This is a genomic window from bacterium (assembly GCA_040755755.1).
Taxonomy (GTDB): domain Bacteria; phylum SZUA-182; class SZUA-182; order DTGQ01; family DTGQ01; genus DTGQ01.
Window position 1 is genome coordinate 194222 of the sequence record JBFLZW010000033.1, and the last position, 15833, is coordinate 210054.

The window sequence follows — 15833 nt, forward strand, 5'->3', positions numbered from 1 at the left end:
GAAAACATGCCGATTCAATATCGTATTGCCCAGGCGATTCCTGGTCGTCTTCGATTACGGGTTGATCTGAGGGGGGATTTCCAAAAGGAGGGCATGGTAAAGGCTCTTGAAGATTTCCTCCGCTGTCAGAAAGGGGTTTTCAAGGTCAATTATAACCGCCATTGCAGAAGCCTCACGGTGCAGTATAATCCTGTAGATACCAGCGGGGACGAACTCATGCGGCTTATTTCCAAGGTTTCGGTCGAGACCTTGAAACTCCGGCAACGAAATCCTGAGCACCAGAAACCGGAGGCAGAAGGGTTTTCCTGGTTACCCTTTACCTTATCGAGTGTAGCGCTCATTCTGGGCACCTTTACCGAGTCTTCTCTTATGCCTTTCTTGCTCCTTGGGGCCAGTATTCCTATATTTTCCCGCGCTTTCGTTTCAGTAACCAAAGAAAAAAAGCTGAATGTGGATGTCCTCGATGCCTCGGCAACGGCCCTCCTCTCTTTTCAGCGGCAATATACTACCGCTGCGGCTATGGTCTGGCTCGTTTCCCTTGGAGACTTTATCCGCAATGCCACTGTGCGGCAGTCTCACCGGGCGATCGAAGGCCTTTTCGATGGCCATGATCTTACCGCCTGGGTAGTGCGCGATGGGAAAAAGATTCTGATAAAGGCCGAGGGGGTTCAGATCGGGGATGAAGTCGTTGTTTATCCAGGCGAACTCATTCCTGTGGATGGAATTGTCCTGGAAGGAAAAGCGACCGTTGACCAGAAAATCCTTACCGGCGAATCGCTGCCTGTGGAAAAGGAAAAGGGAAACAAAGTCTTTGCCGGAACCGTGGTGAGAGAAGGCAAAGTCTACCTGAGAGCGGAAAAGGTCGGTGCTGAGACTACCCAGGCCAAAATCATTCAACTCGTCAACCAGGCACCAACCCAGGAAACCCGGGTTCAAAATTATGCCGAGCATTTTGCCAACCGTCTTGTACCCTGGAGCTTTCTGGCTGCCGGAACTTCTTTCGCCATTACGGGGAATAGCAATCCCGCGGCATCCCTTCTCATTGTGGATTATGGGACAGGTATCCGGATTGCCGCCCCAACCACTGTCCTGAGTTCAATGACCAGGGCTGCCCGTCAGGGGATCCTCATCAAGGGAGGACGCTACCTGGAGAAACTGGCTGCGATCGATGCGGTCATTTTTGACAAAACCGGCACCCTGACTCTGGGAGAACCTGAAATAGTCGATATTATCCCTTATGGGAAAAAAAATACGCCTGAGTGGGTCCTCAGCCTGGCTGCCGCTTCAGAAGACCGCATCACTCATCCCACAGCCGAAGCTATCGTTCGCGCTGCAAAACAAAGGGGGATTGACATACCGGAGCGGGAGTCGTCCGAATATACGATCGGGCTTGGTATCGAAGCTTGCGTCGGCGGGTCGGTGGTTATGGTAGGATGTCACCGCTTCATGGCTCTGAAAAAGGTTCCCATGAAAAGAGCCAGCCGGGATATTGCGCGGCTCGATGGCGGAGGGGCCTCTCCTTTGTATGTTGCGCTTGACGGGAAATTAATCGGGCTTTTGGTTTATACCGACCCTATTCGCCCCGAAGCGTCGAGCGTCATCCGCGCCCTGAGCTGCAAGGGGATAAAACAGGTTGTCATGCTGACAGGAGACCATCCGGCAATTGCCGAAAAAGTAGCCCGAACGCTGGGAATTTCACGCTTTATTGCCGATGTTTTTCCCGGTGAGAAGGCCGAAATCGTGAGATCTCTTCAAAAGGAAGGATATACGGTAGCGGTCGTTGGAGACGGAATCAACGATACACCGGCCCTCGTGCAAGCCGATGTGGGGATATCGGTAAAAGGGGGAGCGGATGTTGCCAGGGAGACGGCCCATGTTTCCTTCCTTGAAGGAAACCTCTGGAAAATACCACAAGCCATCGATATTGCGAGGGAATCTCTTCAACTTATCCAGCAGAACTGGAGCATCAATTTTTATCCCAACACTGCCGCCATCATCCTCGCGGTTTTGGGTGTTCTGAACCCTATCGGGACAACGATCGTGAGCAACGGATCGGCTATTCTCGCCTCATGCAACGCTCTCAGGCCCTTGATCTCGAATCCTGAAGCCAGCTACGACTATTGCGACCGATAAGCTTCCAGTCGCCAGGAAACGCAAGATTGTCAGCGAGAAATCCCGCCAGCCAATCAACACCAGGGCAGGGGAATATCCGTTAAATTAACGAGCTGACCAAACCCTGAATAGCACTCTCTATCAGTGTTTGTGCCAGGCTCTTCATGACCCTTTGACCTATCCCTTCAAATGCCTCCGCAGCAAAGGCCGATTTATAAGGCTTCACATCCGGACCTTGCTTTTGACAAAGTTCCTTCAAGTACCCTAACTCTTTGAAGGTTTTTATTATTTTGCCCTGTTCCCATTGATGTGGATCATAAAGGATCAGGACACTGCCGGTAGTTGGATTTGCCTTAAGATGTTTAATCCCTTCAAATCCTGAAAGCTTATGTTCTATTTCCCGGGCTCGCAAAAGATCACCCTTTACTTCCGCAACCTTGATTCTCAATCTGCCCCGAAGAGAATGAACATAAGCTGGCTGAATACTCATGGGTGAAATCTCCTCTTTGGTTGTTATGGGCCTCACTTTTCTTATCGAAACAATAATAACTATAATATGTCAAACCAGGGTTAAAAATTGATAAAAAGATTGTTAAATTTATGTTAGTTTTCACAAAGGAACATCGATATAGAGTAATCCTGCATGAATGCTGATATTACAGCTATAGATTAGAGCGGTTTCATGTGCAGGTATTGCGTTGAGAAGATATCAATACGGCTCGAGGAACGTAAGCTCCCATAGCTGTCACAAAGAGAATGAGTCGCAATCCCCTCAACCGGGTCATATCGGTTCACACAGGAATATAACGATCTCCTCGGCGATGATGCGGAGATCGAGGAGTCGCAATCCCCTCAACCGGGTCATATCGGTTCACACGTTAGCCTCGTGGGAAACCAAAAAGAGTAAGGCCAGCAATTGGTCGCAATCCCCTCAACCGGGTCATATCGGTTCACACATTGCCGATCATTGATACCAAGATTTTCCCCTGGCCAGAGTCGCAATCCCCTCAACCGGGTCATATCGGTTCACACGGAAAAACAACAATGCTTGGGAATACTTTTCCTTCACCTATGTCGCAATCCCCTCAACCGGGTCATATCGGTTCACACCGAAAACTACTGCTTCCCCAGAAGATGCTTCTACACTTGCTAAGTCGCAATCCCCTCAACCGGGTCATATCGGTTCACACCCGGATACCTACTCCGACGGGCTCGGCGCATCTGCCAAAAAGTCGCAATCCCCTCAACCGGGTCATATCGGTTCACACAGACCACTATATTATGGGTGGGAATGTCCTGCTAGCGGGAAGTCGCAATCCCCTCAACCGGGTCATATCGGTTCACACCTATGTTACCACCTGATGAGATGTTGTTGGAGGAGTTGGCTGTCGCAATCCCCTCAACCGGGTCATATCGGTTCACACAACCAGACTTGAGCGAAGTCTCGGATGGATATCAGACCATCCGTCGCAATCCCCTCAACCGGGTCATATCGGTTCACACAGATCGGTCAGAAAATTTCCTGTCCGTGCAACACGAATTTGAGTCGCAATCCCCTCAACCGGGTCATATCGGTTCACACTCAATATGCTAACGCATGATGAAAAGATATGTTTCCGCAGACGGTCGCAATCCCCTCAACCGGGTCATATCGGTTCACACCTTCTCTCCGGTAATGGAGAGGATTAGCAGACAAAGAGCCGTCGCAATCCCCTCAACCGGGTCATATCGGTTCACACCCCGGTAGTGCCATCACAATCGACAGCAAACTCAAGGACTCGTCGCAATCCCCTCAACCGGGTCATATCGGTTCACACATTTTACAAGGTCTGTTTCTTGATCTATAGATTTTTCTTGTCGCAATCCCCTCAACCGGGTCATATCGGTTCACACGAATTTCGTAGCCACATGCAAACATTGCGGCAGCAAAATAAAGTCGCAATCCCCTCAACCGGGTCATATCGGTTCACACCGTAGCGGGCCCGAATTCCTGGCTCGCTACGAAATTATAAGTCGCAATCCCCTCAACCGGGTCATATCGGTTCACACTCAGCAAATTTGGGGAGTCTTAGCCTGCGTAGCTGATCCTCATAAGTCGCAATCCCCTCAACCGGGTCATATCGGTTCACACGGGAGAAACCCTCTCTGAATATAAAACGAGGTTGCAAACACAGTCGCAATCCCCTCAACCGGGTCATATCGGTTCACACTTCCTGAACCTGCTCTTCCTGCCAGTAAGACCATAGGATAGTCGCAATCCCCTCAACCGGGTCATATCGGTTCACACTATCAGCAAGGATGATTATTACGATCTCCTCGGCGACGAGTCGCAATCCCCTCAACCGGGTCATATCGGTTCACACTATCTGAAAAGTCAAATGCTTGTGCTTATGTCAAAAGATGAGTCGCAATCCCCTCAACCGGGTCATATCGGTTCACACGTATATATTCGTTGTACTATCTACACAAAAAACACTGGTCGGTCGCAATCCCCTCAACCGGGTCATATCGGTTCACACACGATTGTTGCGTTCTTTACCTGGATATCTTCATAATGGTCGCAATCCCCTCAACCGGGTCATATCGGTTCACACCCAAGCTGATCTGTTGCTCCCCGTAATCGGCATTGACTCCTGGGTCGCAATCCCCTCAACCGGGTCATATCGGTTCACACCAAGGTTGTAGCCTTTGCTAATAGCAAAGTCACAGCCAAGGGGTCGCAATCCCCTCAACCGGGTCATATCGGTTCACACCGGCCTTGGAGGTAGTTATGCTTTTCGGCGAAGAACATCAGATTCTGTCGCAATCCCCTCAACCGGGTCATATCGGTTCACACATCGGAATACCGGTTATTAAATTTCACGCGCAACATGGGTCGCAATCCCCTCAACCGGGTCATATCGGTTCACACTCAGGCGGTGTGTTTGCTGTAACTGCCTATGACACTGTGTCGCAATCCCCTCAACCGGGTCATATCGGTTCACACTTAATTCGGCGTCAATTATTGCCGAATGGGGATCTCCGAGTCGCAATCCCCTCAACCGGGTCATATCGGTTCACACCCAACGATAGTGGAGAGGGATTGTGGATCCGCACCACAGATGGGTCGCAATCCCCTCAACCGGGTCATATCGGTTCACACTTTGGGATTTAATTCCGTGCCAACAAAGCTATGCCCTGATAAAAAGGCATGGTCGCAATCCCCTCAACCGGGTCATATCGGTTCACACACAAACCTGGTGCTCTCTCCCCTGGCCAAAAAAATATTGTCGCAATCCCCTCAACCGGGTCATATCGGTTCACACTCATTTCATCCTGATAGATAACATACGACTGTTCATCAGTCGCAATCCCCTCAACCGGGTCATATCGGTTCACACCTACCGCTGAAATGACGCAAAAAGACGGACGATCAGCCATGAGTCGCAATCCCCTCAACCGGGTCATATCGGTTCACACTGATGTAGAGTTAGACAATCAACATTTGCTCGGCATAGAGTCGCAATCCCCTCAACCGGGTCATATCGGTTCACACTACGAAGACCTGGCTATCCTGCGGGATGGTCAGGCGTGGTGGTCGCAATCCCCTCAACCGGGTCATATCGGTTCACACTGAATGTAAGAACCGTACAATTTTACCCTGGCAGAAACGGGGAGTCGCAATCCCCTCAACCGGGTCATATCGGTTCACACGTGTTAATCTCCGCCTGGCCATTTCTCCACGCGGAAACCAATGTCGCAATCCCCTCAACCGGGTCATATCGGTTCACACCTCATAATTGCTCCCTCATCATTGGTCGAGGCCATTGAACAAGAGTCGCAATCCCCTCAACCGGGTCATATCGGTTCACACTGTGAGTATGCGTTCCCTGCGGTGGGGGTGAGTACATATGGTCGCAATCCCCTCAACCGGGTCATATCGGTTCACACGGTGAATGATCCACCCCAAGGGTGTTAGGCTGCGAACCGAGCGTCGCAATCCCCTCAACCGGGTCATATCGGTTCACACTCTACCCCTGGATCTCCTTGCTGGGCGTGGCTTAAAATGCCTGTTCGCGATAATCGAATTTTTTATCCCTAAAAATTTCATGTTTTCCCTCAAATTTTGGTGTGAAAGATTTTACAATAATCTGATCTGTCCCTTTAATCACAAGGTAATAACTTCATTTTCATGTTTGGCGATAATCTCCCCCCTTTTTCAGCATCTCAGAGATTATCGCCAAAAGCAGAAGCTTTTCTATCAACCAAAGAAAAGCAGCAATAACAGGTAATTATCTACAGTTCCTCCTCAAAACCATTCCCTGTCTTTCCTTTCTTTTTTCCAACTCCCCCTTTTGCCCAAAACGGGTTATTCAAGCAGAATCCATTAATTGGGAATTGCTACAAGCCTTCAGATCACAAAGTAATCCGGCTGATCCTCCTGTATAGTCGTGGATTCGCCGATCAGGGTAATTTTCTTGGTGCATTCCTGGCAAACAGAATAAATTCTGATGCTATCTTCTTTCAAATTAATAGCCTTTGTCAAGCGATTTTTTAGGTCTATTATTTGTTTTTCATTAATTTTACATTCAAAGACACTATACTGCACTCGTGCACCATAATCCTTGAGGACCCTGGCTACCCTGGCTCTTTTCTGGTCATCAACGATATCATAGGAAACAACTATAAACTGGCTCATCTTTGGTTCATTCCTGTTTTCCCATGCTCCTTCCCCAAGTTACCGTACTGTAAAAGGAGTATATTCTTCTTTGTATAACAAAGCCCTTTGGAGTTTTTCTATTTGCCGCTTGAAATATTCCCGGAAGGTAATACTTCCACTCCCACCCCCGCTTCTACCTCTTTCTGCAGCTTCCTTTCCGCTCTCGCCTTCACCTTCCCAATCTTTATCTCCATCTCCATCACTTCCCCCTCCTTCCCTATCAACAAAGGGTTTAGCCATACGTTTCTCATAGGCAGCAAGGTATCGCTTTAATCCTTCCCTGGTAAGGTACATACCTTTGTTCTCCTGGGGCACAAAATCCTCTGGGGAGAGGACCCTTTTATTGAGCAGGTTCAGGGTGAGCATATCCACCACTGGATGCCGGAACTCTTCGACCAAGTCCAGCGGCAATGATTGGCGTCCATAGCGGAATCCATGAAGAAAACCGATAAAAGGGTCAAACCCGACAGCTTCGGCCAGGGAGGCCAGCTCATTGGTCATCAGGGTATAGCCAAGGCTCAGCAGAGCGTTGACCGGGTCGGGCGATGGGTGCATCCGCCTCTGCTTAAATGAGAACTCTCCGCTCACCATCCGGCTGTAACCCCGAAAGTATGCTCCGCTGCCTGCTCCTTCCACACCCATCAGGGACTCAACGGTCTTTTTCTGGCTGATGGAGGGGATTAACTGGTTGAGAGTATCGAGCTCTTTTGAGAAATCAACCTCCGGGTGATTTCTCTGGTATCGTAAAAGCAGAGTCCTCTGGTTAGCGAGCTTGCCCCTGATGAACCTTTTGGCCAGCTCAAGCTTACGTTCAGGAGTGCGGGTGCATTCATACTGGGCCAGGCGCAGGAAAATGTTTTTTGATGCCACAGCTACCAGTCTGCCCCGAAGATGCCCGCTCATGCTGAAGAATCCGATATCTATGCCATTATCCAGCAGATAGCTGATCGCCTGGGTAGTGACCTGGATAGAACCAAAGATCAGAATACTGCTTATCTGAAAGCTGGGGATTTCCTGCAGGGTCACTCCATCCTTTTCCACGATCAGTCGCCTGGAAGCTTTCCGCAGGCAGGCTCCCTGCTCAATAAGGTATAAGATGCCCATGTGCAATTTTCCCTTTTTAATTGTAACTAGTCGGTTATGGTGCGTATGGGTCGCAATCCCCTCAACCGGATCATATCAATTCACACCCATCTCTCCTCGCAGCTTTTCCAGAGGATTTTCTCTCTCCTCCCAACTCCTCCATTTTGCCCAAAGCGCCTCTCATGAGGTGCTTTTGAAGAGTGTGAAAAGAATTTCCTCCTGCTTTTATCAATACAGGCATGGTATCTGAATAAACCATAGCTTTCTCAATAACCATAACTTTCTCTATGCCTACAACTTACTCAATAACCACTTTCCATAATGTGAGTTGCTGCCAGTATCAGGTTATCAGGTTAATCCGGGCTATGATCAAAAATGACGACCTCACCTGCTGCGGGTGAGCGGTAAATAAGCTTTCTGGCCTTGCCATGTAAGGCATGGGCTACTTTGAGATAAAGCCAGATCGGTGCCTGGCCGGTAATCATGATCTCATTTCCCTCACCAGCCAGCGTCCTGGCCTTGTTGAGATACTCATCGAGCTCAGAAAGTTTGGCTGTAGTGGTGTAGAATGATGAAAGGTCGATCTCGATCAACTTATTTCTCCCTGGTGAATATTGAGTTTCTGAGCAATTATTTCTTTCAGTTGGCCAATCTCAGTAGGTGAGACAAGCCAGGTCTGAAATTGCTCCGACCGTGCCTGAATAGCTTCTCTTACCTTTCCATCCTTTAAAATGTATGGTGAGGTAGTCACGAAGAAGCTCTTTACTCTTAAGCCAAATTCCCTCTGCAAGGCACCGATCTTGTAAAGGGCCTGGCTGGCATCTTCATCCTCGTCCTGGTCGAGGGATTTGCACTCTGCAAAGTAGAGAGCATTATCTTTGGTAAACATGACATCGAATTCGTTCTCCCTACCCCGGCTGTTTCTGAGCTGAAGCCCGATCGCCACGTCATCAATGCCACAGCCAAGCCATTCTGAGATGATATTGAAACAATATTCCTCAAGCCATCCCCCAGTCAGGTATCTGATATCTGAGCGGTCTAACTTTCTGGTAATAATCCCGCCGGAATAACTAAATCCAAACCGTGAAAAAAAATCTTTTTCCTCCTGATTCTCTGCTGTAAAATTGCCGGTAAGCTCAAACATTTTTTCACTGCGATGAGGCCTCAACATACCGCATAACCAGAGCAGCAGATTTTTAAGCTGAGCATAGTTTTGTACTATCAATTCGGATAAGCCTTTCCGCTTTCTGGCCTCCTGACAGTAAGTTTCCAATTTCCCCTCATTCACCACTTTCAGGCCATAGGCGGCCAGGTATTGAACGACACTCAACCGCAGATCAAATTCCGTAGGTCTGCCCGGACTTTTCTTCGGAAATGGCACGATAAATTCATTCCTTGGTATCGGCACATAGATCATCCTGCTGCTGTAATCCTTGAAAAATTCATAGGCCGCGATGGACATAATCTTTGTTCCGCCAGTCAGATTGACCACAAATTCACTATCTTCCCTGCCTTTGATCCATTCTTCAAGCTGCCGGTGACAATCAAGGATTGAGTCTTCCTGGACCATAATCATATCACGCTGGTACTTTAGCCCCAGCCTGCTCATGGTATCCAGGATGGCTGAAGTTTTACCTTTGGCCTCCATATCCCTGGTTGAAATGAACAATAGCTCATCAGGCTTGAAATGATGGATGGCCAGAATATTGGGAACGGTCTGCTCACTTACCAGAGAAATCAGGATAGTTTTCATTTGGATTGCTCCTCATTTATTTTTGTTCTTCTTCTGCTTTCATTGTCATCCATCCCATTGGCAGCCACTGACTATCAGTTTTTTGCCAAACTCTCCTTGATTTTGGTGCAGGGTCATTCCCTCTTGGATGGCCACACGCATTTCTAATCTTCCTTCGTGTTTCTTCATTGAAAGCCAAAGCTACTGTTGTTGAAAGCAGACCAGAGCCAAACCCTACACGCAACATCGTATCCTTGTGGGTCTTATACCATTGACCGATGCTTTGAGCACTTTGGGATGCCTGAGAAATACTGAATGATAAGCGTGAAAAATTTTTAGCTGTAATGTGCTTGGGAACAATCGGTTGGACAGTTCTAAAAAATCCTTCTTCATTGCCCAGTAAAGCATTATTAAACTGATCAACTGCGTTTATAAGGTCTTGAAGATCTTTCAGTGGCAAATTGGGCGTGTGGTCCTTGAACTTCGCATAGAGAGTATGATCCCACGTTAACTCAAGGCTAAAGGTTCCAGCAGTAATAGCTTCAACCCATAATTCTAAATCCTTGCCTATTGGTTGTCCAATCCCATCTTTTTGCTGGCTAAAATAATGCTTTCCATTTGCTCCCTTAGAAAGGAATTTCAGTTTTATGACTTGAGTCTCCAATTCCCCTTCGGGATATGCATCCCGAACAGTCAAGCATCGCAGGATATCTTCATATGAGCCTGGTTTCCCCTTGGGCAAAAGGAATTTTTGGAGCAGATCCTCCTGAAGCCATTTAGACGAGTAGTGTTTTTTCTGATAATCAGAAAGCCGCCCATCGAGGCCAGAATCCGCCTTCTGCTGTATCGATGCTGCCAATTGCTTATTGTCACCTTGGGTCAGCATCCTATAAAGAAGTGCTGTACGAAATACTCCTTTCAAGGATGTACCCGGAAGAAATATCTGGCCATTGGCATCACGGATACATGGCCGGAATTCATTCATATTGGCCATATCGGTGCTACCACTGGGAATTATTTGACTTGAAATCTCAGGCAAAACCGTAGATAGATCTGCTTTTGCCGTGTTCTTTAGAAATGCTTGCATCTGAAGGCGCCCATTGCTTACATCATGTACAAAATAATCAATGAGATTGCGCCTTTTAAGAAAACTGCCAAATTGGTTTTCATCTATAATGTATACCTTGCCGCCATAGGCAGCAAACTCTAAGGCTATTAACTTCCCTTCTCTTGTCCCTATATGAACAGGGGAAATTACTTGAAGCCTTAGCCTTTTTCTTTCCTTAATACTATCCGCTAAAATCATTTTTGTTACACTCACACTAGACCTCCACTGGGAAGAAGAAATGCCAAACCAGAGCGATAGACTCTATGAACAAGGCCAAGACTGACAGCGTTATCTGGTGTAACATCAACCATGAGCCCTTTCAACGGTCCTTTGGCTACACTCCCTTCAGTAAACATCCAAACTCTTTGGCGCTTAAGGGTAGTCGCATCTCTTCCGCTTACTATATATCCTTTACGCTCTACAAGGTCCCATGCCTCAAGTTGTTGATCAAGATCTGACAACTCCTTCTTTAAAGGGTGGTACAAAGAGAGTAATACCTTCTTACTGCTATTTTCTTTGCTGCACAGAAGCGATTGCCATTCAGGACCAGGTGATTCAAATTCAGAAAAGCAAAAACTTCCCATGCCATAAGTTCGCTCTCCACCAAGCCCCATATCTCCCAAAACCCTAAACGCCGTGGATAAACGTGGCTTCCAATTTTCATCGTGAAAATTTACCAGGCCATAAAGCCCTGCCTGATCAGCAAAATACAGTGCACCACATAACCAAAGGGCACTGTTTTGACTCATCCGATCCAAAGCTGCGCGGGGCCGCAGGTCCTGTATCCACCAGCCGTTCTTGTTTCCCTCATCACAAGGTTTAGCTAACTTTTGGCTCCTCTCGATGATTTTTCTGAGTTCATCCTCTGTCAGCGGCTTATCTTCAATCCATCGACCAAAATCCTGTGGCTGAAGGTACCTGACTCTTTTTATGTCCTTGCCCATGTTCTTTAGAATTCTGTTATCTGTTATGTGAGGTTCACATAAGGGACGGGGCAAAGCATAATAGAGTTCTTTTGCCTCACCTATAGGTCCGAAAGGGAAAAGGGAACTTAAAATAAAAGGGGGCTTATCGGTACAGAGAGCTTTAACTACCTGATCAGCCTCCCCAAGAACCGAAAAAGCGTTGATGATAGCAGAGCTCAGAGAATCGGAAGATAGGCGATCCTCAGTGTTTTCAAGGCCGATACCTGTCTTCCCAAAATGAACTGGGCCATGAAAAGTAAGGCGGTAGAGGTAGATACTCATGAAGCAGTCTCCTCATGGAGCTGTTTATTCTGGAAAAAGTCAACAAGCTGGCTTATATCTCCAATCTTTTCCACAGAACGAGTGTTTCCCTCTATTCCCTTATAATGACTTATCCTTTTTGCTTCAATGGTATCGAAATCTATTTTTACTTGTCCATATCCACGGGAACCATGACCACCTAAAGCATCATCATGTAAGAGTTGAATAGCCAGCTTTAAATTATCCATGTCATCTTTAAGGGACGATACATCTTCAACATCGTAAATGATTGAAACTGTAAATTCTGCCCCCTTTGGCACCCGTTCGAGGCTTCGGGGATTGGCAGCAGAGGTTATCCGATCTATGCTGTTCTCAAATTTCCATTCAGTATAAAGCAGCCCTGTATCAATATTTTTGAGCTTTTCACTATTTTTGAGCTTCAAGTCACGAACTTTAAGACGTGATGGAAAGTTACGCTGTTTCTCCCCTGGGCCAGTAGCGCCAAAAAGCCTGCAAACTGGACAACTTACAGCGCCAGGATAGGTAAAATTTCGGGAATAATTTTTATTATTGTTTTCTCCTTTTTCCCAATCATTACATTCATGCCGACTGATATAACTTCCGCCATCACGATTCGGTAGTAAGTCAGGATAAGCCTTTTCCAGAAGTGACCTTAATTTTCCTTTCATTGATGATCCTGGGATAAAAGGCTCAAGCGTAACCGGATCCCTCACGACCGGCGAATCCAGAGCCCCTATTTCCATGTTTTCCTTGGCTGCACCAATATGAAGCCCGGTTAGACATTTCAGAGTACCTGTTAATTCAATTTTGCCAAGAAGCTTGCGGTTATTCTTATCTTCCATCACCATTTTTACTTCCTTTCATCTAGTTATTTTTACCGCCATTAAGAGTATGATAGGCAATTATTCCCTCAATAAGCCGCAAAAGAGTTTTAAAATTTTCGAGAGACTTCGCTCCAGATTTAATTGCTGGATCAAGGACATTCATGAGAGGCTTTACCTTTTCCTCTCTACCAGCAGCATAGGCCAACTTGGGTCTTAAAAGTATTATGGAGTCCTGAATCTGTTCAAACTTTTTCCCTTTAAGCTCAGACTCAATTCTCCGCACGGCATCTAAGAACCTCCTGATCTGATTCATTTTTAAATCGATCCCATTGACATCCTTGCCGCCCAGATATTTCCCGACTTCTTCAGCAATCTCTACCAGCCGCTCTGCCTTAACTTTTGATAGATCCGATAATTCATCCTTATACTCTGTTCCCCATTCTTTCAATGATTTTTGCTGACTTGATTGTTTTTGCTGACTTGATTGATGGTAGTTCATATCTCTCCTCCTTTCCTCATCATCATGAGGTTCCATAGAAGCGCTATCTCAAGACAGTGCCAATGGAGCTGCCAATTTGCACTGTTAAGAAAAACATAGTCCTGTAGAGATTTCCACGGTATATTAAATTCTTGACTTGGCCTAAACCGGCCAAACACATAGGCTAGTTTTGGCAGTATCCACACTTTCTCCTGTTTATGCTCACGGGTAATGGCCAGGAGTTTATACAGCACACCACGTGTTACTGAACCAACTGGAAGAGAAAGGCGATCATCTTTAGGAAGACACAACCCCAGAATTGTTTTTACAATACCTGTAGTTGTTTCTTCATCTTTGATCATTGCCTCAGCATCATCCCATTGGAAGGTGTGCTTACCGAAAAGAGTTATCGATTTTCGTCTATTTCCTTTAGCCAATTCTTCTGCCGAGCCTGCTGCCTCTGCCAGGCGATAAACAGGAACATGATTATCGCCAAGAGCTATACCCGCTGAAAGAGTTATATAAGGATTAGCAGTGAATTGCTGGAATGCTCTTTTGATTTCAAAAGCTGCTTCGGTTATATCTAGCCAGTGCCCGATGAGAAAAAGATCATCGCCACCAGAATAAACAATGCTTAGATTCCTCTCTCCCTGCCTTTCAACAATCCTGAAGGGCGGTGGATAGCCAGGGTTATTGTGCTCTAAGAGCCCATTGATGTGGTATTTAAAAAACAGGCTCAACTGTCGAGAGAGTGAGGCCATCCTTGAAATAGTCCGCTCCCCCGAAGGAATGGAAGTTGAAAAAATCCGGCCCAAACGATCAACATCCATTCTAAGGATCGCCAGTTGCTCTATTCCAAATCCATACTGGGTCATTCCATTAAGGTCCTGTAATCTGCTGTCCTCGGGTAAATAAATGCCTGCCAAAAGTGGACGACTTCCTGGATGGATATAGTGTCCAAGGTTCCAGTCATTCAGATGATAAACGGCAGAAGCTTGAGCAGCCATTTTCTCCTTCTGGATGCCAAAGACGCCGGCTGCTGGCTGATAGTAGCGGTTGCCGATCTTGACGAATCGATCCTTCCGGTCAGGCTCTCTGTCCCACCGATAAATAATGGGGTATGATCCTCTTTTGATTGCACTTTGCAGAAGGTGCCCCAAAAGGTACTGGTCCCGGCAATGCTCACAGGCCATAACCTCACTTTTCGCAGCATCAAGGATCTCGTCCACCAGCGGCTGTAAGGGCTTATCTTCACGTCCACATATTTGGCAATTTTCCATTAAGCATTTTTCGTGAGGCATGGCAGGTGATGAAAAGAGACTATTTAAGCGATTTCTCCACTTGTGCCTCTTGCTATTTTCGAGGCAGGCCGAAAGCTCACCCCAAATCCCTGAAGCATTCTTGAAGTCCACCTTGCTAAAAGGTACAGCTTCTATATGCTGTTGGAGCGATCCGTTAAAAGAATCAAAAAGGTAATTATTAATTTTTTCCCTGACATTCTCCATAGACTTCCTGGCGTTTGGGGTATTAGGGGCCATGAGGTAAAAGTGCCCGCCTCCTGTAAAAACCACGTTGCAGCGGGTAAGCTCTATATCTTCAAGGAGTCTATCTACTATATGCTCTGTAAGAAGTTCAAGAAAGAACGAACGGCCTTTCAACATCTTAAGTGCCCCTTTAGAGGAAATAGTATAGATAAATCTTTGGACTCCAGATAGATCACCCCCAATTAAAAGAAACGGCTGATGATTTTTATTCCAGGTATTATCACCAGTAATTTCCTCTCTGAGTATTTCCTGCTCCCATTGCTTGCTATGGTAATGACGATAGTAATGATAAAGGCAAGCAGCTACACCAGCAGTTACTTTAAGGTGATCAAAGAGAGATATATCAGGATGCTTCCTGTAGGTCTCCTCATCAGTACCACTGTAGACTTTGAGAGTGATGGATGGGATAAAGGATGTGTACTTTTCTAAAAGATGTAGAATAATATCAATATTAAGATGGTTATTAATGGTCTTGATTTTAAAAAATTCATCCTCAAAGGTGTCCCAAAGATTCTTATAGGCTTGTGAAGAATTTTCCCCCGCATTTGCTTGTGGAACTATCCAACCCCCGAGAGGGGACAAAGAGTAATAACTCAGCCGTATTGAATTTTCTAAACCATTGTCTCTAATTTCATCCGCATGTGGATTCCTAACTCGAGAGAAGACATTAGCCAGTTGGATTTTCCGATACCATGTCTTTCCTACATCCCCTTTGGGATCGAATTCTGTTTTGCGCTCTGAAGCAGCACAGTTATCCGCTTCATAAAAGATCAGACTGGCGTTGCTCAGCCAAGTCTCAGCTTCATTCCCGTGGTGGTCTCGAGCTCCGGCAGCGATCACCCCCTCCCCATAATGGGAAGCAAGCCAAGCATGACCTATTTCTGTATGGGATTTGCCCTTATCCTCATCTAATTCAACCCGCTGCTTAAATTTCCCAATGTCATGGAGCAGTGATGCCAGTACTATGCCCTGGTATTCCTGGTATTCTTTTTGGTTTGAATACATA

12 protein-coding genes and 1 CRISPR repeat array are annotated in these 15833 nt (G+C 46.6%); of the genes, 1 reads left to right on the top strand and 11 read right to left on the bottom strand.

Annotation, left to right across the window (positions count from 1 at the left end; all coding sequences use genetic code 11):
- Nucleotides 1–6: 6 nt before the first annotated feature.
- A complete protein-coding gene (locus AB1611_11710; protein MEW6380256.1) occupies nucleotides 7–2133 on the top strand; it encodes a heavy metal translocating P-type ATPase in 2127 nt (708 codons plus the stop codon).
- Between the two features lie 79 nt (nucleotides 2134–2212).
- Here the strand turns inward: AB1611_11710 and AB1611_11715 are convergent, their stop codons facing one another.
- The 11 genes from AB1611_11715 to cas10 form a co-directional block, all read right to left on the bottom strand.
- Nucleotides 2213–2602 carry an HMA2 domain-containing protein gene (locus tag AB1611_11715; GenBank protein ID MEW6380257.1) on the bottom strand — a complete coding sequence of 130 codons (390 nt, stop codon included), beginning with the start codon at nucleotides 2600–2602 and terminating at the stop codon, nucleotides 2213–2215.
- 270 nt (nucleotides 2603–2872) lie between these two features.
- A CRISPR array of direct repeats spans nucleotides 2873–6121; the repeat unit is 37 nt; unit sequence GTCGCAATCCCCTCAACCGGGTCATATCGGTTCACAC.
- 381 nt (nucleotides 6122–6502) lie between these two features.
- The gene (gene cas2 / locus AB1611_11720; protein ID MEW6380258.1) at nucleotides 6503–6790 is read right to left on the bottom strand and encodes a CRISPR-associated endonuclease Cas2; all 288 of its coding nucleotides are present in this window, start codon (nucleotides 6788–6790) and stop codon (nucleotides 6503–6505) included.
- A gap of 39 nt (nucleotides 6791–6829) precedes the next feature.
- Nucleotides 6830–7915: a CRISPR-associated endonuclease Cas1 gene (gene cas1 / locus AB1611_11725; protein ID MEW6380259.1), complete on the bottom strand. Its 1086-nt coding sequence runs from the start codon at nucleotides 7913–7915 to the stop codon at nucleotides 6830–6832.
- Between the two features lie 70 nt (nucleotides 7916–7985).
- The gene (locus AB1611_11730) at nucleotides 7986–8171 is read right to left on the bottom strand and encodes a hypothetical protein (GenBank protein MEW6380260.1); all 186 of its coding nucleotides are present in this window, start codon (nucleotides 8169–8171) and stop codon (nucleotides 7986–7988) included.
- A gap of 76 nt (nucleotides 8172–8247) precedes the next feature.
- Complete coding sequence (locus AB1611_11735) at nucleotides 8248–8487, bottom strand: CRISPR-associated protein Csx3 (GenBank protein MEW6380261.1); 240 nt, start codon at nucleotides 8485–8487, stop codon at nucleotides 8248–8250.
- Nucleotides 8484–9647 carry a DUF1887 family CARF protein gene (locus tag AB1611_11740; GenBank protein MEW6380262.1) on the bottom strand — a complete coding sequence of 388 codons (1164 nt, stop codon included), beginning with the start codon at nucleotides 9645–9647 and terminating at the stop codon, nucleotides 8484–8486. Before AB1611_11740 ends, AB1611_11735 begins: the two co-directional genes overlap by 4 nt.
- A 16-nt stretch (nucleotides 9648–9663) precedes the next feature.
- A complete protein-coding gene (csm5, locus tag AB1611_11745) occupies nucleotides 9664–10947 on the bottom strand; it encodes a type III-A CRISPR-associated RAMP protein Csm5 (protein MEW6380263.1) in 1284 nt (427 codons plus the stop codon).
- The gene (csm4, locus tag AB1611_11750) at nucleotides 10944–11981 is read right to left on the bottom strand and encodes a type III-A CRISPR-associated RAMP protein Csm4 (protein MEW6380264.1); all 1038 of its coding nucleotides are present in this window, start codon (nucleotides 11979–11981) and stop codon (nucleotides 10944–10946) included. Before csm4 ends, csm5 begins: the two co-directional genes overlap by 4 nt.
- Nucleotides 11978–12823, bottom strand: coding sequence for a type III-A CRISPR-associated RAMP protein Csm3 (csm3, locus tag AB1611_11755; protein MEW6380265.1), 846 nt, complete (start codon nucleotides 12821–12823; stop codon nucleotides 11978–11980). The genes csm4 and csm3 overlap by 4 nt, the downstream gene beginning before the upstream one ends.
- Nucleotides 12824–12845: 22 nt before the next feature.
- Nucleotides 12846–13304 (bottom strand): type III-A CRISPR-associated protein Csm2, encoded by a 459-nt coding sequence (gene csm2 / locus AB1611_11760; protein ID MEW6380266.1) that lies wholly within the window; start codon nucleotides 13302–13304, stop codon nucleotides 12846–12848.
- Entirely contained in the window at nucleotides 13301–15832 is a 2532-nt protein-coding gene (gene cas10, locus AB1611_11765) for a type III-A CRISPR-associated protein Cas10/Csm1 (protein MEW6380267.1), read from the bottom strand. The genes csm2 and cas10 overlap by 4 nt, the downstream gene beginning before the upstream one ends.
- Nucleotide 15833: the final 1 nt, after the last annotated feature.

Bases quoted from the DNA above. Each gene is read 5' to 3' on its own strand.
- AB1611_11730 (MEW6380260.1), bottom strand. From the start codon at position 8,171: ATGGTTATTGAGAAAGCTATGGTTTATTCAGATACCATGCCTGTATTG.
- csm4 (MEW6380264.1), bottom strand. From the start codon at position 11,981: ATGAGTATCTACCTCTACCGCCTTACTTTTCATGGCCCAGTTCATTTT.
- cas2 (MEW6380258.1), bottom strand. From the start codon at position 6,790: ATGAGCCAGTTTATAGTTGTTTCCTATGATATCGTTGATGACCAGAAA.
- AB1611_11710 (MEW6380256.1), top strand. From the start codon at position 7: ATGCCGATTCAATATCGTATTGCCCAGGCGATTCCTGGTCGTCTTCGA.
- AB1611_11715 (MEW6380257.1), bottom strand. From the start codon at position 2,602: ATGAGTATTCAGCCAGCTTATGTTCATTCTCTTCGGGGCAGATTGAGA.
- AB1611_11740 (MEW6380262.1), bottom strand. From the start codon at position 9,647: ATGAAAACTATCCTGATTTCTCTGGTAAGTGAGCAGACCGTTCCCAAT.
- csm3 (MEW6380265.1), bottom strand. From the start codon at position 12,823: ATGGAAGATAAGAATAACCGCAAGCTTCTTGGCAAAATTGAATTAACA.
- cas1 (MEW6380259.1), bottom strand. From the start codon at position 7,915: ATGGGCATCTTATACCTTATTGAGCAGGGAGCCTGCCTGCGGAAAGCT.
- cas10 (MEW6380267.1), bottom strand. From the start codon at position 15,832: ATGTATTCAAACCAAAAAGAATACCAGGAATACCAGGGCATAGTACTG.
- csm2 (MEW6380266.1), bottom strand. From the start codon at position 13,304: ATGAACTACCATCAATCAAGTCAGCAAAAACAATCAAGTCAGCAAAAA.